Below are 24,593 nucleotides of genomic sequence, written 5' to 3'. Positions count from 1 at the left end.
CTGAATAACTTGAAAGCGCGGAGCAAAGGCCGATAGGCCGCCGCGCGATCGCCAGACCGCGCGCACGGGCTGGCGATTTGTCTCCGCCAGCGCTACGTTTGAATGTCATACGGACTTGGCTGGCATAAATTGCCCACCATAGCCCGAGGATCGCCACCCTGCGGTCTGGCGACAGCGCGGCTTGTGATCTAGCCTGACAGACGGGCGACAGCGCGGCTTGTTACAGGTTCCCACAGGGTTGTGACGTGACTTGGCGCTCAGGCTGGGTAGGGTCGGGCGCATGATCTATCGACTGCTGTTTCTTCTGCTGACCGCAAGCCCCGCTTTCTCCATGGGACCATGGAAGTCGGATTGCCATGGCGATACGGCCTGTGAGGTCGGCGACCGCTCGTATCATGTGTTGGAGCCCGAGGGTTGGGATGGGCAAAGCGCTCTGCCGGTATTGCTGCATTTCCACGGCTGGGCGCGACAGGGAACCGTTGTGGTGAACCACGAACGCATCGCGGGCGCGACCAAGCTGCGCGGCGTGTTGCTGGTGGCCCCGAACGGGCTGGGCAAGAGATGGGATTTCTGGACCCCGGAGACCGGCGACGTGCCCTTTGCCGATGCGGTGCTGGAAGACGTCGCCAAGCGCTATCCGGTTGATCCGAAACGCATCTATGTCTCGGGCTATTCCTATGGTGGCGCGATGGCTTGGCGCTATGTGTGCCAGTCGGGCAATGACATCGCCGCCCTGCTGGCCGTTGCGGGCAGCATCCGCCAAACCGAAGCCTGCCCCGAAGCCCCGCGCGAGGTGCGCCATGTGCATGGGCTGGACGATACGGTGATGGATTTTCCCTTTGGACCGGGCGGCGATACCACCTATCCGGTGGCGCTGTGGCGAAAGAAATACAACTGCAACGGTGCCACCCCGCGCGCGGATTGGAGCGTGAGACCGTTCCTGACGCTCAGCCGGGTGGAATGGACCGATTGTGCGCAGGGGCAGGTGGTGCTGGACACCCATCCGGGCGGGCATTTCATCCCGCATGGCTGGATCGGGCGGCAATTGGACGAGCTTTTGGGCCGCACCCCCACCTATCCGTGACCCGCAGCGCTTGCACCTTGGCGCATTCTTTGTCATTGCCTGTGCCGACTGGATATCTGCCAAAAAAGGCCCCGAGCAATGAAATTCACTCTGTCCTGGCTGAAAGACCACCTCGACACCGATGCGTCGGTTGATGAGATCACTGAGGCGCTGACCGACCTTGGCCTTGAGGTCGAAGAGGTCATCAACCCGGCTGACAAGCTCAAGGACTTTACGCTGGGCTATGTGAAACACGCGGAAAAACACCCTGACGCCGACAAGCTGCGTGTCTGCAAGGTGGACACGGATGAAGGCGAGTTGCAGATCATCTGCGGCGCGCCCAACGCCCGCGAAGGGATTACTGTCGTCGTCTGCAAGCCGGGCATGTATATCCCCGGTCTGGACCTGACGATCAGCGTCGGCAAGATCCGCGGCGTCGAAAGCTTTGGCATGATGGCGTCCGAGCGCGAGCTGGAATTGTCGGACGAACATGACGGCATCATCGAATTGCCCTCGGGCGAGGTCGGTGACAGGTTCGTTGATTGGCTTGCCGAGAATGACCCGTCGAAAGTCGATCCCGTGATCGAGATCGCGATCACTCCGAACCGGCCCGATGCGCTGGGCGTGGAAGGCATCGCGCGTGATCTGGCGGCGCGTGGGATCGGGACTCTGAAACAGCGCGACTACGTGCCGGTGCCCGGTGATTTCGAAAGCCCGATCAAAGTATCGATTGACGAGGATACGCTGGATGGCTGCCCGCATTTCACGGGCCGCCTTATCAAGGGCGTCAAGAACGGCCCCAGCCCGCAGTGGTTGCAGGATCAGTTGAAGGCGATCGGGCTGCGTCCGATTTCGGCGCTGGTGGATATCACCAACTATATGACCTTTGACCATAACCGCCCGCTGCATGTGTTTGACGCGGACAAGGTGCAGGGCAACCTTCGCGTTCATCGCGCCAAAGGCGGTGAAACCCTGGTGGCGCTGGACGAGAAGGAATACACTCTTCAGCCCGGCATGATGGTCATTTCAGATGACAAAGGCCCGGAATCCATCGCAGGCATCATGGGCGGTCAGGAAACCGGCTGCACCGAGGATACTGTGAATGTGTTCCTGGAAAGCGCGTTTTGGGATCATGTGCAGATCGCGCTGACGGGTCGGGCGCTGAAAATCAATTCGGACGCGCGGTACCGGTTCGAACGCGGCGTGGACCCTGAATACACGCTGGAAGGGCTCGAGCACGCAACCCAGTTGATTCTGGACATCTGCGGCGGCGAAGCGTCCAAAGTGGTCGAGGCGGGCAAAGCGCCGAACCACGCGCGTGCGTACAAGCTGGATGCCGAACGGGTGCAGTCTCTGGTCGGGATGGACATTCCCGAAAGCGAGCAGCGTCAGACGCTGACCCGTCTGGGCTTCCGGCTGGAGGGCGAAATGGCCCACGTGCCAAGCTGGCGCCCCGATATCATGGGTGAGGCCGATCTGGTGGAAGAGGTCGCACGGATCGCCTCGTTGACCAAGTTGCAGGGTAAGCCCTTGCCGCGTGTCACAGATGGTATTCCCAAGCCGGTGATGACACCGACTCAGCGCCGCCAGTCCATGGCGCGCCGCACCTGCGCCGCGCTGGGTTACAACGAATGCGTCACCTATACGTTCATCGATCAGGCTTCGGCTGCTTTGTTCGGTGGCGGGGATGACGCGACCATGCTTGAAAATCCGATCTCGTCCGAGATGAGCCACATGCGCCCGGATCTGCTGCCCGGTTTGTTGCAGGCCGCGGCGCGCAATCAGGCACGCGGATATGCCGACGCCGCCCTGTTCGAGGTCGGCCCTGTTTTCCATGATGGCGAACCCGGCGACCAGAAAACCCAGATCGCCGGCCTGCTGGTTGGCCGCAACGGCCCCAAGGATGTGCACGGGGCCTCGCGCCCGGTGGATGTCTTTGATGCCAAGGCGGATGCCGAGGCCGTTCTTGCGGCGATCGGAGCACCGGCCAAGGTACAGATTCTGCGCGACGGCGATGCCTGGTGGCATCCGGGTCGTCACGGCAAGATCTGTCTGGGTCCAAAAAAGGTGCTGGGTGTTTTTGGTGAGCTGCACCCGCGCGTGTTGCAGGCGATGGATATCAAGGGTCCGGCAATGGCCTTTACGATCTGGCCCGACGAGGTTCCCTTGCCCCGCAAGTCCGGTGCCACACGTGCCGCATTGGAATTGCGTGACTTGCAAGCGGTTGAACGTGACTTTGCCTTTGTCGTTGATGAAAACGTCGAGGCGCTGACATTGGTGAACGCGGCGGCAGGTGCCGACAAAGCGCTGATCGAAGATGTGCGTGTCTTTGACGAATTCATCGGTGGCAGCCTGGGTGAAGGTAAAAAATCGTTGGCCATAACGGTACGTTTGCAGCCAACAGAGCAGACGCTGAAGGAAAAGGACATCGAAGCGGTGGCCGAAAAGATCATCGCCAAAGTCTCCAAGGCGACCGGCGGTGTTCTGCGGGGCTGATGCAGGGCCGCCTCCGGCGGGAGTATTTCAGAAAAGATGAAGGGGCGGTGGCGCCCTTTCCGTGTTTACGGAGGACGAAAGATGCTGAACGTGTACCTCTCTGGCGAAATCCACACCGATTGGCGCGAACAGATCATCGACGGCGCGCAGGGGTTGGACATCACATTCAACAGCCCGGTGACGGACCACGCGGCAAGCGACGATTGCGGCGTTGCCATTCTGGGGGAAGAGCCGAACAAGTACTGGCATGACCATAAGGGTGCGATGGTCAACGCGATCCGGACCCGCAAGGGCATTTCGGATGCTGACGTTGTGGTTGTCCGGTTTGGCGACAAGTACAAACAGTGGAACGCGGCTTTTGATGCGGGCTATGCCGCAGCGCTGGGCAAATCCATCATCGTGCTGCACGGCCCCGAGCATCAGCACGCGTTGAAAGAAGTGGATGCAGCCGCGCTGGCCGTGGCGGAAAAGCCCGCGCAGGTTGTCGAAATCCTGCGGTATGTGCTGACGGGTGCACTGCCGGGCTGAGTTTTTCAATGCGGGTGCCGGTTTCGGCACCCTGTCAATCGCGAAACAGATCAAGCGCGTGAGGGTATGGCCTTGCCGCGCTGCACCGCCGGGCGCTGCATGAAACGGTCGACATAGGCGACGACATTGGCGTAGCCGTCCCAGCCGACAACCTCTTTCGCGCCGTAGAAGTCCAGAGCATTCAACCAAGGGGCAAGAGCGATATCGGCGATGGAGTAATCGCCGGCGATCCAGTCTTTCCCTTCCAGTTGCGTGTTGACCACGTTCAAAAGGCGTTTGACCTCGTTGACATAGCGTTCGCGCGGTCGGGGGTCTTCGATTTCGCTGCCCGCGAATTTGTAGAAGAAGCCAAGCTGGCCAAACATCGGCCCTACGCCCCCCATTTGGAACATCAGCCATTGTGTAATGCGATGCTTGTCTGCCGCGCTTTGTCCCAGCAACTTGCCTGATTTCTCGGCCAGATACAGCAGGATTGCCCCGCTTTCGAACAGGGCCAGTGGCTTGCCGTCCGGCCCGTTGGGATCGATGATGGCTGGGATTTTGTTGTTTGGGTTCAGCGACAGAAACTCGGGGCTTTTGACATCCGCATCCGATAGCGTCACCAGATGGGGCTCATAGGGCAGGCTGGTTTCCTCCAGCATAATCGATGCCTTTACGCCGTTTGGAGTCGGATAGGAATACAGTTGAATCTTGTCCGGGGATTGCGCGGGCCAGCGCGCCATGATCGGATGAGGTTTGTTGTCCAGCATTGGGGGCTCCTGTTTGGCTGTCCCTGTAAAAGCTAGGGGCCACGCCTGATTTATATAAGCCCTTGGCGATGTGCATTTCCGGTCAGGCCGTGTTTTCTGGCGAACAAAGGGGAAATCCAACGCAACTCGCACCTAGACCGGAAGCCAAACTTGGCTCACAATCTGGTGACCCCCGCGAAAACCTCGCGGGTTTCTTGCTGTTGAAAGGAGATGGGCGTGGATGAGGTCGTAACACAGGTGGGCGCATTTGCCCCGCTGATCATGAGTGCCGTCAAGGCGCTTGTCGTTCTGATCCTGGGCTGGATCGTGGCTGGTGCAATCGGGGGCATGGTTCGCCGCCGGATCAATTCGACGCCGCATATTGATCCGACGCTAGGGAACTTTTCGGCTAGCCTGGTCAAATGGGCCATTCTCGCCATGGTTCTGGTTGCCGTTCTGGGCATCTTCGGAATTGAAGCCACCAGCATCGTCGCCATTCTGGGTGCCGCGTCCTTGGCTATCGGCCTGGCGCTTCAAGGCACGCTCAGCGATCTGGCGGCCGGTGTGATGCTGGTTGTCTTCCGGCCCTACAAGCTGGGTCAATTCGTTGATATCGGCGGCACGTCAGGCACCGTAAAGGACCTGAACCTGTTCACCACCGAGCTGGTGACGCCGGACAACGTGCAGATCATTGTTCCGAACGGTCAGGCATGGGGCTCGATCATCACGAACTACTCTGCCCATGACACGCGTCGTGTCGATCTGGTATTCGGAATCGACTATGGCGACAGCGCGGACAAAGCCATGCAGATCATTCTGGATGTGGCCAAAGCGGACAGTCGCATTCACAGCGACCCGGAACCCTGGGTTCGGGTTACGAACCTGGGTGACAGCTCGGTGGATCTGACGGCACGGCTGTGGTGCTCGGCGCCAGACTATTGGGATGTCAAATTCGAGCTGACGAAAACGATCAAGGAAGCCTTTGACGACAAGGGTATTTCGATCCCTTACCCTCATTCGGTGGAAATCCAGAAACAGGGGTGACGGCTCCCGCCCGTCGATCGGGCATTCGAAAATGCCCTCCTCCCGTTAGGCCGGGTACCGCGCAAGGGCGCGGTGCCCTTTTCTTTGTTCAAACCATCGCTTTGGGTCCGACCGCGCCACGCCTGTGGCGTGGCGCTATGCCCGACGCTGGAAACCGCTTTTCAAAAGCGATTTCAGGGGCGGGAGTGGTTACGACTTGACGATTACGTTGGGCGAGACGACGTCAATACCAAGGGCCTTGCCGACCGCATAGTAGGTCAGCTTGCCAGCGTGGACGTTCAGACCTTCCAGCAGATGCGGATCGTCCTGACACGCCTGTTTCCAGCCTTTGTCCGCCAGAGACAGCATGAAAGGCATCGTGGCGTTGCCCAGGGCGATGGTCGAGGTGCGCGCCACCGCGCCCGGCATGTTGGCAACGCAGTAGTGCATGATGCCGTCGACGTCGTAGATCGGGTCGGCATGGGTGGTGGCTTTCGACGTCTCGAAGCACCCGCCCTGATCGATGGCAACATCGACAAGTACGGCACCGGGTTTCATCGTCGACAACTGGGCGCGCGAGACAAGTTTTGGGGCCGCAGCGCCGGGGATCAGAACGGCACCGATGACCATATCGGCATCCTGGATCAGCTCGGCCGTGGCACCCGCCGTCGAATACTGGTTTTTGAAGGTTCCGCCAAAGACGTCGTCCAGATAACGCAGCCGCGGCAAGGAGCGATCCAGAACGGTGACATCCGCGCCCATTCCGGCAGCGATCTTCGCCGCATGGGTCCCAACGACGCCGCCGCCAATTACGACCACTTTGGCAGGGCCGACACCGGGTACGCCACCCATCAGAACGCCGCGCCCGCCATTGGCTTTTTGCAGCGTCCACGACCCGACCTGAGGGGCCAGACGACCGGCTACTTCGGACATCGGTGCCAGCAGGGGCAGGCCGCCGTTCGCATCGGTCACAGTCTCATAGGCGATTGCGGTGCAACCCGATTCCAGCAGGTCATGCGTCTGGTCCGGGTCCGGAGCCAGGTGCAGATAGGTGAACAGCAACTGCCCTTCACGCAGCATCTTGCGTTCCACGGCCTGGGGTTCCTTGACCTTGACGATCATGTCGGCGGTAGCAAACACCTCTTCCGCAGTGTCGATGATACGTGCGCCAGCCGCGACATAGGCGTCGTTGTCAAATCCAGCGCCGATGCCTGCGCCGGATTCGATCAGAACTTCGTGACCACGTGCAACTGCTTCCTGAGCAGCATTGGGCGTCATCCCGACGCGGAATTCCTGGGGTTTGATTTCCTTGGGGCAACCGATTTTCATGGGGTTCTCCGTACATAAACTGCTTAAATTATGTGCATTTCGCAGTGCAATTTCTGTGAAAGAAAACGTGTCAGTACATTTTTCTTTGGAAGAATATCGCGTAATATACAAAAACCTTGCAAAGGAATTGCATAAATGAGCTTGGATACGACTGATCGCAAGATTCTGGCGGCATTGCAAAAAAACGGTAGGATGTCGAATTCGGAATTGTCTGAACAGGTCAACTTGTCTCCGTCGGCTTGCCACCGGCGTGTTCAGCGGCTGGAGGTTGAAGGCTACATTCGCAACTACGTGGCGCTGCTGGATGCGCGGAAGATGAACGTGCCGACAACGGTCTTTGTCGAAATCACGCTACAGGGTCAGGCCGAAGAGGTTCTGGATGCGTTTGAAAAGGCGGTGGCCCGGATACCGGATGTGCTGGAATGCCATCTGATGGCCGGTACGGCGGATTACATTCTGAAAGTTGTGGCGGAAAACACCGAAGATTTCGCCCGCATCCATCGGCAATACCTGTCGCGCCTGCCCGGGGTGGCGCAAATGCAAAGCTCGTTTGCCTTGCGTACCGTGTTCAAGACCACAGCCTTGCCCGTCTGATTGTCATAAAGGTCCGGGATAGGTGAACAGAAAAAGGTGGGTCAGGTTGAACCCAAAATGCATCATCACAGGCACCCACAGGCGTCTGGTTGCATAGTATCCCAATCCGCAGGCCAGCCCGAGAATGGAAGCAAAAACCACCAGCGCCGGACCCCCGGCGACATGGGCCAGCCCGAACAGCAGACTGGCTGCTATTACACTGCCAACGTCCCCCAGGCGCGGGGCGATGGCCGATTGCAGATAGCCACGAAAGAAGGCTTCTTCCGTCAGGCAGGTCAGAAACAGGTTGGACAGGGCAAATACCAGCCACCAAGGCGGGACAGTAAATTCCGGCTGTACCGCGCCGAAGGAAAGCCCCAACAGAAACAGCCCCGGCAGGAGCAGCAACCCTGCCAGCAAGGCCGTGCGTTTGATCTGCGTTTTGCCGCGCAGCATCCGGGGCCAGGCCAGAAGAACGGCAAAGAAGACCATCGGTTTGTCCAGGTTCAGATGCAGGGTGAAACTGGCGCTTCCCGTACCCGCCTGTACCTGATCCAGAATTTTCAAATTTTCGAATCCCGGCAGCAGATGTGCACCCATCACCAGACACCACAGGATCAACAACAGGTGTCCGGCGACAGCAGGCCATCCTTTCAGATGGGGCAGCAACGAAGCTCCGACCAGACCAATGGCCACCGCGGCGATCGCCATGGGTGACATCAATCCTGTCGCCGAGGCAATGCTGATGAACAAAACCAGCAACGACAAGCCGATGCCTGTCCGCCGGGCCAGCACCATCAATTGCGCTGATATCAGAACAAGCCAGGGCCAGATAATGGGCATCACGGAAAGAAGGAATGTCACAATCGCCTCGTCTTTGTCATGCGCACCGTGATGCCGCACCAAAACGAGGCAATGCAAGCATCCGTGGCCAAGCGCAACGCATTGCGTCAATTCAGACGCTTGTATCCCGCGGGACAGATGTACAAATTCAGGTGAAAGATCATATTCTCGCGCTGGACCTGATTTGCAGGCACGACAACGGCCGCAGGACTCGTGACCCTAGCATCAATTTATCTGGTGGCATCAGGTTGTTACACGGGCTCGATATGGTCCGAACCCGAAGACCGAGAAGGAGCTGACCTTGGACAATGAAAACACTGGCGCCCCCAAAGACTGGCTGGAAGCCGAGCTGGAGGACACGCTGGACGAAGATTTCGAGATAGAATTCAGTGAGCCGATGCTGTCGATGGAAGTCCGAAAAATCTATCGGGAACAGCATCCGGATATGTTGGATCGCAAGGTTTACTTCCGCAACCTGCTGCGCTTGCAAGCCGAACTGATCAAGGTTCAGGACTGGGTACAGCATACCGGGGCCAAGGTCTGTATCCTGTTTGAAGGCCGTGACAGTGCCGGTAAAGGGGGCGTGATCAAGCGGATCACCCAGCGTCTGAACCCGCGTGTCGCGCGCGTGGTGGCATTGCCGGCACCCAGCCGCCGAGAGCAAAGCCAGTGGTATTTCCAGCGCTACGTACCGCATCTGCCGGCGGCGGGTGAAATCGTTCTGTTCGACCGCTCCTGGTACAACCGGGCCGGAGTCGAGCGGGTGATGGGTTTTGCGTCCGAGGACCAGGTTGAACAATTCTTTCAGGACGTTCCGGAGTTCGAACGGATGCTAGTGCGGTCAGGGATCATTCTGCTGAAATACTGGTTCTCGATCACGGACGAGGAACAGCAGTTGCGATTCCTCATGCGTATTCACGATCCGATGAAGCAATGGAAGCTGTCACCGATGGATCTTGAATCCCGCATCCGCTGGGAATCCTACACAAAGGCCAAAGAGGATATGCTTTTCCGAACGAATATCCCCGAGGCCCCGTGGTACATCGTCGAAGGCAATGACAAAAAACGCGAAAGGCTAAACTGTATCGAGCATCTTTTGACAAAAATCCCATACGAGGACGTGCCTCAGGAAAAGGTCAATCTGCCCGACCGCAAGTACAACCCGGAATATGAACGCCGCGTTTTGCCGGATGAGCTTTACGTACCAAAGATCTACTGAAGCAAAATCAGGCTCTGAGCCGGAATATGCGAGGCCGACACGACCGGCCTCGCACGGGGTCAACTGATCAGGCTGCATCCATCATGCAGTCAAAGTGAAAGAAGTTGACCATTGTGATGTCAAAGTCATCGACGTCGGCTGTTTCGGTGCCCGCAGGCTCGGATTCCGTTTCCGGCGTGACGTCGACGGTCGGCATCATGTCGATATCATCGGTGTCTGCCACGTCCGTGTCGCCGTTCACATCGTCACCCCAGTTGAACTCGTCAAACTGCGCTTGCAGGTTTTCGAGGAAACTGGCGATTTCATCCAGGAAAGCCTGAACGTCAAAGCAGAATGCTTCGGGCTCACCGCCATCAACCACTTCGGTGTCCGGCGTTTCGGGTTCCGGCTCTTCGGTTTCGGTGACGTCGGTATCTGGTGCATCGGGTGTTGGTTCTTCGGTTCCGGGTGTTTCGGGTTCCGGTTCCTCGGTCTCGGTGACGTCAGTATCCGGCGTTTCGGGCTCCGGCTCTTCGGTCTCGGTGACGTCGGTGTCTGGTGTCTCGGGTATAGGCGCTTCGGTTCCGGGAGTCTCAGTTCCTGGCTCTTCGGTTTCGGTGACGTCAGTGTCCGGCGTTTCGACTTCCGGCTCTTCTGGTACGGCAACTTCGTCCGGCGTGGTTGGCGGAACGGGCGGTGTGTTCGTATTGCCGTTGTCCAGCATGACTGCCGCGTCGGTTGCGGCAAAGTTCTGGGTGACCATCACCGCATCAAAGCCCTGCATGTCACCGGTTTCGACGCCGATCCCGATATATTTGAAATCCGGATTCAGGATATTGGCGCGGTGGCCCGGGCTGTTCATCAGGTTCTGGTGCAACTGCGCCACGTCATCGCTGATGCCGGGCTGCCCGCGTTCGGACTGCCATGCGATGTTTTCGCCGGTCCGCCAGTTTCCCTCAAGATCAAATCCGGCGTTTTGCATCCGCTGGGTTGCACTGGAACCGCCCGAACCGGTGTGACTGAACGTGTCTGTGTCCAGCATCCAGGTGCTGTGATCTTCGGATGAATCGTTCAGCTGCGTCTCAAGTTGCAGCGGGTTGAGCCCGCGGGATGTGCGTTCCTGGTTGATCAGCCCCAGCATCTCGCGTTCGAATGTACTTGCAGTCGACATTTTTGCCTCCGTTTGTGTTTGTGTCCTTCCGGACGGGCTCACTTAGAGGTGGGGGTGTCGACGGTGGTAGGGGGCGGTTCACTTCAGGCGAGTTTTGGCAACCCGATGCTACCGGTGCGGGATTCGCTGCGCTGCAAAATGCCGGGCAAAATGTTGCTGGTGAGGAAATGGCGGCTTGTCGCACAGCCGGTACCACGAGTCGGCGGATTGAAACCGATCCCCGAAACGACAAACCCCCGGGCGATGCCTCGGGGGTCGTCAAATAGTGTCATCCAAAGCTGGACGAGGAAAGTCTTAGAGCAGACCTTCGCGCTGTGCTTTCTTGCGTGCCAGTTTACGGGCACGACGGATCGCTTCAGCCTTCTCGCGCGCTTTTTTCTCGGACGGTTTCTCGAAATGTTGCTTCAGCTTCATTTCACGGAACACGCCTTCGCGCTGCAGCTTTTTCTTCAGGGCACGAAGCGCCTGATCGACGTTGTTGTCGCGAACACTAACCTGCATGTGGTTGTCACCACCTTTCTAGATAGAGTTGCAAGGAAATTGCAGGAGTTGGCCGTATAGCAAAGCCGCTCTAACTTGTCTAGTACTGGGGCCGACAACCGGAGAACCGCCATGACGACCACATATGAAGATGCAAAACAGCAGCTTTTGGATGCGATGCTGATCCATGTTCCCTTCGATGGGTGGTCGGAATCCAGTTTCCGCGCCTCCATTTCCGACTGTGGTCTGGATGACGGTCTGGCGCGCGCGATTTGTCCGCGCGGCGCGGTGGATTTGGCGCTGGCCTACCACGCGCGCGGGGATCAGGCGATGCTGGACCGCATCAGGTCCGAGGACCTTAGCGAACTGAAATTCCGCGACAGGATTGCCGCAGCGGTTCGGTTCCGGTTGCAGGCCGTCGAGGACAAAGAACTGGTGCGCCGGGGCATGACGCTGTTTTCCCTGCCAACCCATGCGGCCGACGGTGCCAAGGCGGTTTGGCAGACCTGCGATCTGATCTGGGATGCGCTGGGCGACAGCTCGGATGATGTGAACTGGTACACGAAGCGGGCCACTTTGTCGGGTGTCTATTCCTCGACCCTGCTGTTCTGGCTGGGTGATGACAGCCCGGATCATCAGAACACGTGGGAGTTTCTGGATCGCCGGATCGCAAATGTCATGGAGTTTGAAAAGCTCAAGGCGCAGTTGCGCGACAACCCGGTGTTGAAACCGTTTCTGGCGGTTCCGAACTGGCTGGCGGGTCAGGTGAAGGCTCCGGTCAAAATGCGGGCCGATCTTCCGGGAATGCTGAACCCCCGAAAGTAGCGCGTCTTGATGCTGGGCCTTGGCCCTGATGCCTGCTAGGCGTTGGGCAAAGGAGGTGCCTATGACCCAGATGATGCGCGCTGTTGAGATCACCGAACCGGGTGGTCCCGATGTTTTGCAACTGACCGAGCGACCAATTCCTGAACCGGGTGCGGGGCAGGTCGTTCTGAAAGTGGCCTATGCCGGGGTGAACCGGCCGGACGCGTTGCAGCGCGCGGGCGCTTACGATCCGCCGCCCGGTGCCAGCGACCTGCCGGGGCTTGAGGCTTCGGGCGAAGTGGTCTCGGTCGGGGCCGGGGTCGGAGGACTGTCCGTTGGGGATCAGGTCTGCGCGTTGCTGCCGGGCGGCGGCTATGCCGAATATGTCGCCACCCCTGCGGCCCATTGCCTACCGGTTCCTGCCGGCATGGGAATGAAAGAGGCGGCCTGCCTGCCCGAGACCTTTTTCACCGTGTGGTCCAATGTATTTACGCGGGGCGGGCTGAAGGCCGGTGAACGATTTCTGGTCCATGGCGGCTCGAGCGGGATTGGCACGACGGCCATCCAGTTGGCCAATGCCTTTGGCGCCCGCGTTTTTGCCACCGCAGGGTCGGATGAAAAATGTCAGGCTTGCGTCAAGTTGGGTGCGGAAAGGGCGATCAACTACCGCGATGAGGATTTTGTGGCCGTCATGCGGGCCGAAGGCGGGGCAAACCTGATCCTCGACATGGTCGGAGGCGACTATATCCCGCGCAACGTCAAAGCTCTGGCCGAGGATGGGCGGCTGGTCCAGATCGCGTTTCTGCAAGGCCCGGTGGTCGAGCTGAACTTTGCCCTGATGATGGTCAAGCGCCTGACCCTGACCGGCAGCACCCTGCGCCCGCAAAGCGATCTGGCCAAGGCCCGGATCGCGCAGGACCTGCGCGAAGCTGTCTGGCCTCTGCTTGAGGCTGGCAAGGTTGCGCCTGTCATGGACAGCGAATTTGATCTGGCCGAGGCTGCGGCCGCCCATGCACGCATGGAAAGCTCGGGCCATATTGGCAAGATCGTCCTGAACGTGGCGGGCTGAACTCTGCGCGCGCGGGGCAGACCCGCGCGTTCACGCAACTGCGCGGCGGTACAGGTGCCATGTGGCATGGCCCAGAACCGGCATCACTATGATCAGGCCCAACAGCATCGGCAGGGCACCCAGAAACAGAAGGGCCGCCACGATGAACCCCCAGGTCAAGATGACGCCGGGGTTGTGACGCAACACGCGAAACGATGTCACGACCGCCACCGGCAATCCGACTTGCCGGTCCAGAAGCAACGGAAAGCTGACAACGCTGATCGCCAGAGCGCAAAGAGCGAACACGAACCCAACGGCGAGTCCGACAACCATCATGGTCCAGCCGGCAACCGTAGTGACGGCCTGCTTGGCAAAAGTGCCAAGTGACGCGGGGGCTTCTGGCCCCATTGTATGCGTGTAAATGCTCTGCGCCACCATCAGCCAGATCAGCAGAAGCATCACCAGATAAAAACCCAAAACCAGAATTGCGCCGAAAGCCGGAGAGCGGAATACACCGAACGCATCCAACCAATGCACCGTGCTGCCTTGTTCTCGTTTGCGGCTGATCTCATACAGCCCCACAGCTGCGACTGGACCGATCAAGGCAAAACCGGCGATCAGAGGCGCCAGAAGTGGCACTATGTTGACGTTCAGGGCAAAGCCGAACATCAAAAGCCCCGCAACCGGGTAGATCAGCACAATGAATATGGCATCCGCCCGTGTTTCGACAAAGTCGTGATACCCCGCCTTCAGACAGGCGCGCAGATCTTGCATCGTCAATGTCTGCACCATCGGCAAATGCGTGGTATCTGCGCTTCCGAGTTTTGAAACGCTGTCCGAGACATGATCACTGGCCGCCCCCAGATTCTGGGCTGCCCAACTGATCGGATTTCCGATTGTTTTAGCCATTTTCATCCCCTTTCCTGGCGAGATTTGCGCCGCGGAATGGATCCGGCATTAAGTTGTCCGTGGCCGGACCAGCCGACAACGCCTGATCGCAGTATAGCACAGTTTGGCGGAATCCTGATCAACACTCTGATATCTGACGATTGCTCCGCATCGCAGTCATGTTAGCTTGATGTCAGGCAAGAGGAGGTCAGGATGCAGACAACAGCGAAAACGGTGGTATTGCACGAATTCGGCGGGCCCGAGGTTCTGCGGATCGAAGACAGGCCATTGGGCGACCCCGGACCGGGTGAAATACGTATCCGTCATCATGCCTGCGGTCTAAACTTTATCGATGTTTATCAACGCACTGGATTGTACCCCCTGGAGCTCCCCCATGCTTTGGGGATGGAAGCGGCAGGTGTCGTCGAGGCCGTCGGGGAAGGGGTAACCCACCTGCATCCCGGTCAACGGGCCGCGTATGCCGCAGCCCCACCCGGCGCGTATTGCGAGGCCCGCGTGATGCCTGCGGCACAGGTGTGCCCTTTGCCAGATGGCATCTCTTTCGAAGCTGCTGCGGCAATGATGTTGAAGGGTTTGACGGTTGAATACCTGTTTCACCGAACCACTCCGCTGAAACGCGGGGATACGGTGCTGTTCCACGCAGCGGCGGGTGGGGTCGGACTGATCGCCTGCCAATGGGCGAAGTCAGAAGGGATCACTCTGATTGGCACGGCGGGAACCGACGAGAAGTGCAGCCTCGCCCGGTTCAACGGGGCCGCGCATTGCATCAACTACCGCTCCGAGAATTTCACCGAACGGGTGGCCGAGATCACCAAAGGCAAGGGTGTGGATGTGGTCATGGATTCCGTGGGGGCGGACACGTTCGAAGGATCGTTGAACTGCCTGAAACCCTTGGGAATGATGATTTCCTTCGGCAACGCCTCAGGGCCGGTGCCGCCATTCGATATTGGTGTTCTGGGCCAGAAAGGATCGCTCAAGATCACCCGCCCCACTTTGTTCACCCATATTGCGGACCACTCCGTCTGTCAGGCAATGGCGCGCCGCTTGTTCGGCAAGGTCGAGGGCAGAGAGGTCAAGATCCACATTGATCAGCGCTTTGCGCTGGATCAGGTGGCCGATGCACATCGCGCGTTGGAAGCGCGGCAGACGACCGGCAGTACGATTCTGGACCTTTGATGCGAAACCCGGCCTGTCAGGCCGGGTTCAACTTTATCCGGAGTGCCGTTCAGAACCGGTAAGAGACACGAACCTGCAATGTGGTTGCGTCGACATCCACATTGTTTCCGTTGAAGTTATCGAATTCGTGGTACAGAAGTTCTCCGCCAATACTCACATTTGGGGCCACGATCTGTTCATAGCCTGCGCCGATGAACCACCCGTCATCACTGCCCAGGGTGTCGGTGCCCGCTTCGGCGTAGCCTGCCGTGCCGTACAGCAAACCTTGCGGGTTTACCTTGTAGCCGGCGCGCGCCTTCAACCGCCAGACATCTTCGACAGTTGCGGCGCCGGACAGGCCCACGTCAGTCCAGTCATAGTCAAATCCGCCGCCAACGACCCAGTCGCCCAGATCATAGTCGTAGCCCAGGATGATACCACCGATCGCGCCATCGCCATCGACACCGGACAGGCTGGTGTCTACATCGGCATAACCCAGTTGCAGACCGCCATAAAACCCGGTCCAGTTGCCCGAGGATTGTGCCATTGCCGATCCCGCGACCACGGTTGCGACAGTAGTGATGAGAGCCAATTTCAAAGTCATCTCATTTCCTTTCGATTGTCACTCTGCTCCAGTGAAATTCGGTTCACTTATGCAGACAGTTACGATCCGCGAACGTCATCGGATCAGTGATACCTACGAACCCCTGCCCGAATTCTGGCTCTGAAACGTGAAAAGACACGCCGGGGGGCCTTTGAAATCGGGCACTTCTGATACTGATGAGATAGGAAGAAACGAGAGGTCTTCAAACGATATGCGGCGGCGGAACACTCCGCCGCCGACACATCTGAAGATTTAGGCGGATTATTGCTTTTGCAATTCAGCAGGGGTCTTGTCCGCGATGTTTTCCCAGTTTGCACTTGCGCTTTCGATAAAGCCCGGGATGTCGCCTTCCCAGCGTTCCTGGATGTCTTCCGACAAGTTCAGGTACAGTTTGTTGTCGACGATTTTCCAGTGGTTCGGGTCACCGTCGAACTTGAAGCCCATGGCTGTACCGAAGGCGCAATAGCCGCCATAGGCAGGCAGGTAAGCTTCCGGGTTGGCTTCAAAGGCGGCTTTGTTTTCCTCGGACGAGAAACGGTACAGCGCATCGTCGTGCAGCGCGGTGATGCGATAGTCGCCTTTGGTCGCTTCACCGACGGTGAAATAGGCAACCGGGTCATAACCCTGCATGGCCAGACCGGTCGAGCTTGCGTTGATGTCCACTCCAGCGGCCAGTGCGGATGTTGCCAGTGCAACGGACAGAGCGACGCCACCGATCAGAGATTTAAACTTGTTCATTGTTCCACCTTTCGTGAAAGGAGCCTCGTCTGTGTGCCGATCGAAAGCTCCGGATTGTTGTCCTGTGTGGCCCGTAATTGACCGTCACGACAGCGATCTGGGAAGCAGGCGGATCACGTTCAAAACAATGAATCGTGATTGTGCGTCAGAGAGGAACGTCTGTTCAAAAATGCAGGCCTGACATTACGCGTCCGGTTCAAAACCCAGAACAAACGCGATGACTTTGCTGGCCGCCATTTCACAAGGCCTCAGCAGCGCGCCGCTGATGCGTGTCTGATACAGGTTCATGCTGATATAGTCGGTGCCGCCCAGCTCGCACGCAACCAGCTTGTGGGATTTTCCCTTTGCCATCTGTTGGCGCACGACGACATAGCGCCGATCCCCCGATGTACCGGTAAAACTACCCTCGGGCAGTGCGAAAAACGCGGAAACGAAAGCGTCCGGCGGTGTCACGACTTTCCGATTTTCGGTTCAGTCCCGGCCTTGATCCGTGCGACGTTGGTGCTGTGACGCCAATAGATCAGAAGGGTCAGGATAATCCCAAGGATAAAGGATTGTCCGTTTGTCAGAACCAGCACCCAGGTCGTTGAAAGCGCGGCCGCGGCCAGTGCGCCGACCGAGGATATCCGCCAGATCGCCGCCGCCACCAGCCAGCTGAGACAGCACGCAACTCCGACGCGCCAGTCCAGCGCCAGCCAGAGGCCCAGAAAGGTGGCCACGCCTTTTCCGCCCTTGAAACCCAGCCAGATGGGAAAGCAATGACCCAGAAAGGCAAAAAGGGCTGCGATCTGCGCGGCGTCTTCTCCGGCATAAGCACGGGCAATCAGAACCGCCGCCGCGCCCTTGGCCGCGTCGAACAGCAAGGTCAGCGCCGCGGCGGCTTTGTTGCCGGTGCGCAGGACATTGGTTGCGCCGATATTTCCGGATCCGATTTCGCGCAGATTTCCCAGCCCCATGACCTTTGCAAGCAGCAGGCCGAAGGGAATGGAGCCCAAGAGATATCCAACCACCGCCCACTGGAGCAGTTCGCTGGTCGAGTTGTCGATCGGGGGCATTAGGAACTCCGGAACACTTCTTTACCTGCAACATAGGTCGAAATGACCTTACCTTGCATCCGCTGGCCGTCAAATGGCGTGTTCTGAGATTTGGATTTTAAGGCAAAGCGATCAAGCACAAAAGGCACATCCGGGTCGAACAGAACCAGATCCGCCGGTGCGCCTTCCGACAATCGGCCGCTTTCCAGACCAAGCCGTTTGGCCGGGTTCAATGCCATCGCCCGGAACAGGGTCGGAAGGTCCAACTGGTCGGCATGATACAGGCGCAATGCCGCCGGCAAGAGCGTTTCCAGCGCCACCGCGCCCGAGGCGGCCCCTTCAAACGGCAGGCGTTTGCTTTCTTCGTCCTGCGGCGTGTGCATCGAACTGATCGTGTCGATCAGGCCGGTGCGCACCGCCTCGATCACCGCCTGCCGGTCATCCTCGGACCGCAGCGGAGGCTTGACCTTGAAGAAGGTGCGATAGTCGGCCACGTCCAACTCGTTCAACGTCAGGTGATGGATCGAGGTGCCGGCAGTGATGTCCAGCCCGTTGCGCTTGGCCCGTTCCAGCGCGGGCAGGGCGCGGGCGGTGGTGATTTGGTCGGCGTGATAGGCCGCGCCCGTCATTTCCAACAGCGCGATGTCACGGTCCAGCCCCATGCGCTCGGCCATGGGCGAGACCGCAGGCAATCCGCGCAGGGCGGCGAATTTGCCGCTGGTGGCCGCGGCGCCATGGCTCAGGCCCGGGTCCTGCGGATGGGCAATCACCAGCGCGCCGCAGGATTTTGCATAGGTCAGTGCGCGGGAAAACACCTTGGTATTGGTGATGACGTGATCGCAATCGGTGAAGGCCACGGCGCCTGCGTCCTGCAAGAACCCGATTTCCGTCATCTCACGCCCGTTGCGCCCCTTGGTCAGCGCGGCCATCGGCAGAACGTTGACCGGTGCATCCGCCTGAGCACGCCGGGTCGCGAATTCCAGTGTTTCCGGTGTATCGACCGCCGGCAGTGTATCCGGGCGGGTGACGATGGTGGTCACACCACCGGCCGCGGCAGCGAGACCCGCGGACTTGTAGCTTTCCTTGTGCCGTTCGCCCGGCTCACACACCTTGACGCCGATATCGACGATGCCGGGGGCGAGGCACTTGCCCCCGCAGTCGATGACCTGGGCGTCAGCAACGGGCGCGTCGCCGTTGCCCTTGCCGTGAATGAGGCCGTCGGCAATTTGCAGCCAGCCGGGACTGTCCGTGCCGGTTTCAGGGTCGATCAGGCGGGCGTTGGTGAAGATCAGGGCGGTCATGTATGGGTCTCTCGGGCTTGGGTCAGCGCGGCCAACGCGGCATCCGGGTCGGGCAGATGGTCGAATCTGAAAAAGGGGTGGCGGTTAAAAACCACCGCTGAGGGCACAGTGCGGAAATTCAGGAACCGGTTGATTTCAAGTTTTTTGGTTTTCAGTTCTTTGTTGACTTGCCACGCGTTCTGCGGCGTCACAACATAAACGCGTTGCGAGCGAACAAAGCGGTCCGCCCACATCACGAATGCCAGCACGCCCGTGCAACTGAGCAGCTTCCAGAAATCCCGCACCGAGTCGACAATCCACGGGCTGGCGAACCACGCCAGACCGACAGAGCCGATCAGAATCCTGTAGGACCAACCCAGATGAGGTGGGAAGAAACCGTTATGCGGCCGCCCGAACCATAGAACCTGTTCGCCCTCTGGTATCTTGTCGCGCCACCATTCGTCGCTCATCCCATCGCCCTTTCAATCGCGGCTTTGGTGGCGGCCGGGTCTGACTGGTATTTGATCAGATGCTTGTCGCCGGTTTTGGTGACAACCTGGACGAAGCTGCCCATGATATTCACGGCGGTGATCTGGTTCAGCGGCACGCTGCGTCCGCCGGGACCGGTCAGCGCGGTGTCTGACAATTGCCAATTCGAGACCAGTTCTTCCGAGGCCAGATACCACGCGCGTATGCCGATGGCGGCCAGGCCAGCTGGGGCTCCGGTCCAGACGTAAGGATTGCCGATCAGCCACAGCACGGCCATTGCACCGGCCATGGCCACAGCAGCCAGCCATGCATTTGTGCGGATATAGGCCCCTTTGTCCGGGGCGAAGATCACAGGATCAGCCATAAGATGCCTCCGATGACCACAAGCGCGACCAGTGCCAGAATGGCAGATCCGACGCGGCGGGGGGTGTCACCCGCTGTGACGGTTTGCGGGGCGGAAAAGGGTTTGGCGCTTTCGGTTTCGATGATCCCCCCGGTCCAGTTCGTGGCCTCTTCCGTGAACAGGCCGATCAGGCGCAGGCGCGGATCGGGGTTCAGCGTCGCCGGGTGTCCGTTGAAAGCCGCGCTGCGAAGGACCATGACCCAACCGTCGACAGAGGCCAGAGCGTTCCGGTCCAGCTGGTCCGCAGACACGCCGCAGCCCTCGGTCATGTAGCCGTACAGGCCGAGCTCTTCGAGGTCGGAGACCGGGAAAATATCGATATGGCTGGAATCCAGCCCGTCGACCCCAAGCACCTGATCGGCGGCACCCGGTTCGCGCAGGAACTTCGCCTCTTCCGGGCGCATGTCCAGCGTGAACAGGCGCAAAACGCCGCGTTCGTGGGGGGCGACGGTCAGATCGTTCATGCGGCCTCGCGCAGGTTGCGGGCCAGCAAATCCATCGCGGCCATGCGGACGGCGACGCCCATTTCCACCTGTTCCTGAATGACGGATCGGTTGATGTCGTCCGCCAACGTGCCGTCGATCTCGACCCCGCGGTTCATCGGGCCGGGATGCATCACGATCGCGTCCGGCTTGGCCTGCGCCAGTTTTGCGGCGTCCAGCCCGTAGCGGTGGTAATATTCGCGTTCCGAGGGGATGAACCCGCCATCCATCCGCTCTTTCTGAAGGCGCAGCATCATGACGACGTCAACGTCCTTGAGGCCCTCGTTCATGTCGTCATAGATCTCGGCCCCGAACTCGGCGAATTGCGCGGGCACCAGCGTCGGCGGGCCAATCAGGCGGATGCGGTTTTCCATCTTGCCCAGCAGGATCAGGTTCGATCGGGCGACGCGGGAATGGGCGACATCGCCGCAAATGGCAATGTTCAGCCGGTGCAGGCGGCCCTTGGCGCGACGGATGGTCAGGGCGTCCAGCAGGGCTTGCGTGGGGTGTTCATGTTTGCCGTCACCGGCGTTCAGAACGGCGCAATTGACCTTCTGCGCCAGCAGATCGACCGCGCCGGAATGCGGGTGCCGCACCACCAGAAGATCCGGGTGCATCGCGTTCAGCGTCATCGCGGTGTCGATCAGGGTCTCGCCCTTTTTGATCGAGCTGGCCTGCATCGCCATGTTCATCACATCCGCACCCAGACGCTTGCCCGCCAGTTCGAAACTGGCCTGCGTGCGGGTCGAGTTTTCGAAGAACATGTTGATCTGGGTCAGCCCCGACAGAACGTCCGAATGCTTGGTTGACTGGCGGTTCATGTCGACATAGGTCTCGGCCAGATCCAGAATGTCGGTGATATCGGATTGCGACAGATGCTCGATGCCAAGAAGGTGACGATGGGCGAAACGCATGGGCGGGCTCCTGTCTGACAATCGCGCCGCTTATAGGAAGCCGGGCGGCGCAAGGCAACCTAAGGTTCCGTACCCTCAGGCAGTTTTTCGCAGCCGCCTTCGGGCAGGCATTGCTCGCCCGGCTTGCACCACTTGCCATAACCACAGTCGATGGCCTTGATCGGTACGCAGCCTTGATGCGCCGAGCATTTGAAACCGGGGCGGCATTGTGATCCGGTTTCCTCGCACAGGAACCACCCCGGACGCGAGCAGCCCCCGCCGGGCAGGCAGGCCGAACCGCGCGCGCAGGTTCTGCCATCAGCGCATGTGGTCGGTGGCGTTGTATCCAGTTCGGGTGCGCTTCGTTCACACTCGCCACGGCCATTGCAGAAACTGTCGCCCGGACAATCCAGCCGTGATGCGCATTTGTTCAGGCCTGCGGGCGCACATCTGAGTCCACCAGCGACGCAGCGTTCGAACGGACCGCAACTGCGCCCGCCGCCGCAATAGGTGCCGCCCAGTGGAATGCAATGGCCATCAAAACTGCATCTTTGCCCGCCTGAACAACATGTGCTGCCACATTTGAACTGACCCGCACGGCATTGCCCGTGTTTGTCGTGAAACGTGGCCCATGCCGGATCATCGGTGACAACCAGCACTAGTCCAATGATGAGGAATCGCAGAAATCTGAGCATCGCATGCCGATGGTCGGCGCGACAGAGCGACCGATCAAGCCCTATTCGCTTTCCCTCAGCCCTCAGGCGGGTAAGTTATCCCTATGGAATCGGGCTTGGACTATTATTCTGCGCGGGCGCTGCTGGAATGGCAGATCGAACTGGGCGCGACCGAGGCAATCGGTGATGTGCCGGTTGACCGGTACGCTTTGCCCGACACCTCGGCCAAACCCAGGAAACCGGAAACGCCCCCCGCCGCCCCGGCAAAGCCAAGGGATGTGGACCCGGTAGCAATCGCGGGATCCGCAGCACGGGGCGCGGGATCGCTGGATCAGCTGCGCGCAGCGATGGACGCGTTCGAGCATTGCGAGCTCAAGCGCGGCGCGCGGCAGTTGGTCTTTGCCGACGGGACCCCCGGCGCGCGCGTGATGATCATCGGCGAGGCGCCGGGTCGCGATGAGGACCGCGAGGGCAAACCCTTTGTCGGCCGAGCGGGTCAGTTGCTGGACCGGATGCTGGCGGCAATTGATCTGGATCGTCGCGAGAACGTCTATATCACCAATGTGCTGCCATGGCGCCCCCCGCAGAACCGCGACCCCAAACCCGAAGAGATCGGGATGATGAAGCCGTTTCTGGAACGCCATGTGGCCCTGGCCAGACCCGAGGTTCTGGTTGTGATGGGCAATATCAGCTGTCAGGCGGTGCTGGGCAAACGCGGCATCACCCGCCTGCGCGGCAAATGGGATCAGGCAATGGATCTGCCGGTGATCCCGATGTTCCACCCGGCTTACCTGCTGCGACAACCGCAGATGAAACGGCAGGCCTGGGCGGATCTGCTGGAACTGAAAGCGCGGCTGCGAGGTGCAACATGAAAGTTCTGGCATTCTCTGATCTGCACATGGCGCGCAACCGGGCAGCCGATCTTGTTGCCGCCAGCACCGAGGCTGATCTTGTCATCGGTGCCGGTGATTATTGCAATTCGCGTCAGGGGCTGGACGAGGCGATGCAGATGCTGTCCGGCATTTCGGCCCCGCTGGTCCTGATCCCGGGAAACGCGGAAAGTGCAGAAGAGCTGGGCAATGCGGCCCCGGACGGTGTTCATGTCCTGCATGGGTCTGGCATGACCATAGACGGCTTGCGCTTGTTTGGTCTTGGCTACGGCGTACCACCTACTCCGTTCGGAGACTGGTCCTGTGACCTCACGGAAGGTGAGGCGACCGAGATGCTCGACCGGTGTGAAACGGCTGATCTCCTGATCGTTCATTCTCCGCCCAAAGGGTATGGGGATCAGACATCGCAAGGCCTTTCGGTCGGATCGACTGCCATACGGGATGCGGTGGAACGCCTTCAGCCGGGATTTGCGTTCTTCGGTCATGTGCATGAAAGCTGGGGCTATCGCGGGTCCTTGGGGCGAACGCATTTGGCCAATCTGGGCCCGATGCCAAGTTGGTTTGAGGTGGATGCGTGATCGAATTCCAGACTTTGCTGGTCTTTGTTCCAGCGGCACTGGCACTGAACCTGACGCCCGGTGCTGATATGATGTTCTGCTTTGGCCAAGGGCTGCGATCCGGGGCGTGGCCTTCGGTATCGGCAAGCGCCGGCGTGTCCGTGGGTTCGATGATTCACGTGCTGCTGGCAGGGCTTGGGCTGGGCGCTGCGGTGTCGGCGCTGCCCTGGCTTTTCGAAGTGATCCGCTGGATGGGTGCCGCTTACCTGATGTATCTGGCTTGGGGAGCGGTCCGGAACGGCGCTTCGACAGGGGATGCGCCTATGCGGTCGACGCGCATGGCCTTTCGGGATGGGATGTTGGTCAACCTGACCAATCCCAAGGTCATTCTGTTCGTGCTGGCGTTCATACCGCAATTCGTCGACCCGACTGCGGGATCGGTTCTGGTGCAGTTCCTGATCTTTGGGCTGATCATCGCGTTTGGCGGGTTCTTGGTAAACGGGCTGGTCGGAATTTTTGCCGGCGGGGCAGGCAAGGTGCTGATCGGCAACCCGCGCGCCTCGCGTATTATTGGTTGGGTCACAGGGGGTATATATTCCGCCCTCGCGATCCGGCTTGTCATGATGGAAAGGGCCTGACGCAAGATGTCACGCATTGACGAAACCAAGGAGTTCATCCCCGTCAGAATTGCCGTTCTGACCGTTTCGGACACCCGATCGATGGACGAAGATCGCTCGGGGCAGACATTGGTGGACCGGATCGAAAAAGCGGGCCATGTTGTTGCGGATCGCCAGATCATCCGGGATGAGCGCGACCAGATCGCCGATCAGTTGCGGGCATGGGTGGCTAATGAACAGATCGATGTCGTGATCTCGACCGGTGGAACGGGTCTGACGGGGCGGGACGTGACCGTCGAGGCGCATCGGGACGTGTACGAAAAAGAGATCGACGCATTCGCTACTGTCTTCACCATCATTTCGATGGAGAAAATCGGCACTTCGGCGGTGCAGTCCCGTGCAACCGGGGGGGTTGCGGGGGGAACATACCTTTTTGCATTGCCCGGCAGCCCGGGGGCCTGCAAGGATGCGTGGGATGGGATTTTGGAAAAACAGTTCGATTACCGGCATCGCCCCTGCAATTTTGTGGAAATAATGCCCAGATTGGACGAACATCTGCGACGGAAGTAGACTGGTCGTACGTT

Annotated in this window: 29 protein-coding genes; 13 read left to right on the top strand and 16 right to left on the bottom strand. The window is 59.4% G+C overall.

Translation table 11 applies throughout. The annotated features are described in order from the left end of the window. The first annotated feature begins 280 nt into the window (after positions 1-280). The 3 genes from GS620_RS16235 (at position 281) to GS620_RS16225 (ending at position 4,087) form a co-directional block, all read left to right on the top strand. Positions 281-1,084, top strand: a complete 804-nt coding sequence (locus GS620_RS16235; RefSeq protein ID WP_171616894.1) for a PHB depolymerase family esterase — start codon at positions 281-283, stop codon at positions 1,082-1,084. 78 nt (positions 1,085-1,162) lie between these two features. Beyond that, positions 1,163-3,559, top strand: a complete 2,397-nt coding sequence (gene pheT, locus GS620_RS16230) for a phenylalanine--tRNA ligase subunit beta (protein WP_171363525.1) — start codon at positions 1,163-1,165, stop codon at positions 3,557-3,559. 81 nt (positions 3,560-3,640) lie between these two features. Beyond that, the gene (locus GS620_RS16225; protein ID WP_171119768.1) at positions 3,641-4,087 is read left to right on the top strand and encodes a YtoQ family protein; all 447 of its coding nucleotides are present in this window, start codon (positions 3,641-3,643) and stop codon (positions 4,085-4,087) included. Between the two features lie 50 nt (positions 4,088-4,137). Here GS620_RS16225 and GS620_RS16220 read toward each other — a convergent pair whose 3' ends face one another. Further along, positions 4,138-4,836: a glutathione S-transferase family protein gene (locus GS620_RS16220; protein WP_171616892.1), complete on the bottom strand. Its 699-nt coding sequence runs from the start codon at positions 4,834-4,836 to the stop codon at positions 4,138-4,140. A 261-nt stretch (positions 4,837-5,097) separates the two neighbouring features. Here GS620_RS16220 and GS620_RS16215 point away from each other — a divergent pair, with 261 nt between their 5' ends. Continuing rightward, positions 5,098-5,859, top strand: a complete 762-nt coding sequence (locus GS620_RS16215; RefSeq protein WP_253283973.1) for a mechanosensitive ion channel family protein — start codon at positions 5,098-5,100, stop codon at positions 5,857-5,859. A 189-nt stretch (positions 5,860-6,048) separates the two neighbouring features. On the opposite strand, the gene ald is transcribed toward GS620_RS16215, so the two are convergent. Beyond that, positions 6,049-7,167: an alanine dehydrogenase gene (ald, locus tag GS620_RS16210; RefSeq protein WP_152456755.1), complete on the bottom strand. Its 1,119-nt coding sequence runs from the start codon at positions 7,165-7,167 to the stop codon at positions 6,049-6,051. A 135-nt stretch (positions 7,168-7,302) separates the two neighbouring features. On the opposite strand from ald, the gene GS620_RS16205 reads away from it, so the two are divergent. Continuing rightward, positions 7,303-7,761: an Lrp/AsnC family transcriptional regulator gene (locus tag GS620_RS16205; RefSeq protein WP_152456756.1), complete on the top strand. Its 459-nt coding sequence runs from the start codon at positions 7,303-7,305 to the stop codon at positions 7,759-7,761. A 3-nt stretch (positions 7,762-7,764) separates the two neighbouring features. On the opposite strand, the gene GS620_RS22305 is transcribed toward GS620_RS16205, so the two are convergent. Beyond that, positions 7,765-8,604, bottom strand: a complete 840-nt coding sequence (locus GS620_RS22305) for a CPBP family intramembrane glutamic endopeptidase (protein WP_171363527.1) — start codon at positions 8,602-8,604, stop codon at positions 7,765-7,767. 280 nt (positions 8,605-8,884) lie between these two features. On the opposite strand from GS620_RS22305, the gene ppk2 reads away from it, so the two are divergent. Continuing rightward, a complete protein-coding gene (gene ppk2, locus GS620_RS16195; RefSeq protein ID WP_371419726.1) occupies positions 8,885-9,802 on the top strand; it encodes a polyphosphate kinase 2 in 918 nt (305 codons plus the stop codon). 67 nt (positions 9,803-9,869) lie between these two features. On the opposite strand, the gene GS620_RS16190 is transcribed toward ppk2, so the two are convergent. Then, positions 9,870-10,952: a CAP domain-containing protein gene (locus GS620_RS16190; protein WP_171616890.1), complete on the bottom strand. Its 1,083-nt coding sequence runs from the start codon at positions 10,950-10,952 to the stop codon at positions 9,870-9,872. 294 nt (positions 10,953-11,246) lie between these two features. Continuing rightward, on the bottom strand, positions 11,247-11,453 hold the full coding sequence (gene rpsU, locus GS620_RS16185; RefSeq protein WP_005614280.1) for a 30S ribosomal protein S21: 207 nt from the start codon (positions 11,451-11,453) through the stop codon (positions 11,247-11,249). A 111-nt stretch (positions 11,454-11,564) separates the two neighbouring features. Here rpsU and GS620_RS16180 point away from each other — a divergent pair, with 111 nt between their 5' ends. Continuing rightward, the gene (locus GS620_RS16180; protein ID WP_171206094.1) at positions 11,565-12,257 is read left to right on the top strand and encodes a COQ9 family protein; all 693 of its coding nucleotides are present in this window, start codon (positions 11,565-11,567) and stop codon (positions 12,255-12,257) included. Positions 12,258-12,318: 61 nt separating this feature from the next. After that, positions 12,319-13,305 (top strand): NAD(P)H-quinone oxidoreductase, encoded by a 987-nt coding sequence (locus GS620_RS16175; RefSeq protein ID WP_171616888.1) that lies wholly within the window; start codon positions 12,319-12,321, stop codon positions 13,303-13,305. Between the two features lie 30 nt (positions 13,306-13,335). Here the strand turns inward: GS620_RS16175 and GS620_RS16170 are convergent, their stop codons facing one another. Next, on the bottom strand, positions 13,336-14,193 hold the full coding sequence (locus GS620_RS16170) for a DUF2189 domain-containing protein (protein ID WP_171616886.1): 858 nt from the start codon (positions 14,191-14,193) through the stop codon (positions 13,336-13,338). Between the two features lie 192 nt (positions 14,194-14,385). Between GS620_RS16170 and GS620_RS16165 the strand changes: the two genes are divergently transcribed. Further along, positions 14,386-15,369: a quinone oxidoreductase gene (locus tag GS620_RS16165; protein WP_171616884.1), complete on the top strand. Its 984-nt coding sequence runs from the start codon at positions 14,386-14,388 to the stop codon at positions 15,367-15,369. A 49-nt stretch (positions 15,370-15,418) separates the two neighbouring features. On the opposite strand, the gene GS620_RS16160 is transcribed toward GS620_RS16165, so the two are convergent. The 10 genes from GS620_RS16160 to GS620_RS16115 all read right to left on the bottom strand — a co-directional run bounded on the left by GS620_RS16160 (position 15,419) and on the right by GS620_RS16115 (position 21,966). Then, positions 15,419-15,952, bottom strand: coding sequence for an outer membrane protein (locus GS620_RS16160; protein WP_152456763.1), 534 nt, complete (start codon positions 15,950-15,952; stop codon positions 15,419-15,421). Between the two features lie 261 nt (positions 15,953-16,213). Then, the gene (locus GS620_RS16155) at positions 16,214-16,690 is read right to left on the bottom strand and encodes a YHS domain-containing (seleno)protein (RefSeq protein ID WP_171119757.1); all 477 of its coding nucleotides are present in this window, start codon (positions 16,688-16,690) and stop codon (positions 16,214-16,216) included. 183 nt (positions 16,691-16,873) lie between these two features. Further along, entirely contained in the window at positions 16,874-17,143 is a 270-nt protein-coding gene (locus tag GS620_RS16150) for a hypothetical protein (RefSeq protein ID WP_171616882.1), read from the bottom strand. After that, entirely contained in the window at positions 17,140-17,745 is a 606-nt protein-coding gene (plsY, locus tag GS620_RS16145) for a glycerol-3-phosphate 1-O-acyltransferase PlsY (RefSeq protein WP_171206089.1), read from the bottom strand. Before plsY ends, GS620_RS16150 begins: the two co-directional genes overlap by 4 nt. Continuing rightward, positions 17,745-19,025 (bottom strand): dihydroorotase, encoded by a 1,281-nt coding sequence (gene pyrC, locus GS620_RS16140; protein ID WP_171616880.1) that lies wholly within the window; start codon positions 19,023-19,025, stop codon positions 17,745-17,747. The genes plsY and pyrC overlap by 1 nt, the downstream gene beginning before the upstream one ends. Beyond that, positions 19,022-19,474, bottom strand: a complete 453-nt coding sequence (locus GS620_RS16135) for a hypothetical protein (protein WP_171616878.1) — start codon at positions 19,472-19,474, stop codon at positions 19,022-19,024. Before GS620_RS16135 ends, pyrC begins: the two co-directional genes overlap by 4 nt. Beyond that, the gene (locus tag GS620_RS16130; protein ID WP_171616876.1) at positions 19,471-19,857 is read right to left on the bottom strand and encodes a hypothetical protein; all 387 of its coding nucleotides are present in this window, start codon (positions 19,855-19,857) and stop codon (positions 19,471-19,473) included. Before GS620_RS16130 ends, GS620_RS16135 begins: the two co-directional genes overlap by 4 nt. Next, a complete protein-coding gene (locus GS620_RS16125) occupies positions 19,842-20,360 on the bottom strand; it encodes a hypothetical protein (RefSeq protein ID WP_171616874.1) in 519 nt (172 codons plus the stop codon). Before GS620_RS16125 ends, GS620_RS16130 begins: the two co-directional genes overlap by 16 nt. Continuing rightward, the gene (locus GS620_RS16120; protein WP_152456771.1) at positions 20,357-21,292 is read right to left on the bottom strand and encodes an aspartate carbamoyltransferase catalytic subunit; all 936 of its coding nucleotides are present in this window, start codon (positions 21,290-21,292) and stop codon (positions 20,357-20,359) included. The genes GS620_RS16125 and GS620_RS16120 overlap by 4 nt, the downstream gene beginning before the upstream one ends. Positions 21,293-21,351: 59 nt before the next feature. Then, positions 21,352-21,966, bottom strand: coding sequence for a scavenger receptor class F, member 2 (locus GS620_RS16115; protein ID WP_152456772.1), 615 nt, complete (start codon positions 21,964-21,966; stop codon positions 21,352-21,354). 83 nt (positions 21,967-22,049) lie between these two features. On the opposite strand from GS620_RS16115, the gene GS620_RS16110 reads away from it, so the two are divergent. The 4 genes from GS620_RS16110 to moaB are packed head-to-tail and all read left to right on the top strand — an operon-like array spanning position 22,050 to position 24,579. Then, on the top strand, positions 22,050-22,817 hold the full coding sequence (locus GS620_RS16110; RefSeq protein ID WP_171616872.1) for a uracil-DNA glycosylase family protein: 768 nt from the start codon (positions 22,050-22,052) through the stop codon (positions 22,815-22,817). Further along, positions 22,814-23,413, top strand: coding sequence for a metallophosphoesterase (locus GS620_RS16105; protein ID WP_171331395.1), 600 nt, complete (start codon positions 22,814-22,816; stop codon positions 23,411-23,413). The genes GS620_RS16110 and GS620_RS16105 overlap by 4 nt, the downstream gene beginning before the upstream one ends. Beyond that, a complete protein-coding gene (locus GS620_RS16100) occupies positions 23,410-24,030 on the top strand; it encodes a LysE family transporter (RefSeq protein WP_171616870.1) in 621 nt (206 codons plus the stop codon). The genes GS620_RS16105 and GS620_RS16100 overlap by 4 nt, the downstream gene beginning before the upstream one ends. Before the next feature lie 6 nt (positions 24,031-24,036). Then, positions 24,037-24,579: a molybdenum cofactor biosynthesis protein B gene (gene moaB, locus GS620_RS16095; protein ID WP_152456776.1), complete on the top strand. Its 543-nt coding sequence runs from the start codon at positions 24,037-24,039 to the stop codon at positions 24,577-24,579. Positions 24,580-24,593: the final 14 nt, after the last annotated feature.

The organism is Ruegeria sp. HKCCD6428, from assembly GCF_013110595.1.
GTDB lineage: Bacteria > Pseudomonadota > Alphaproteobacteria > Rhodobacterales > Rhodobacteraceae > Ruegeria.
This window is presented reverse-complemented; position numbering and strand designations above follow the sequence as displayed.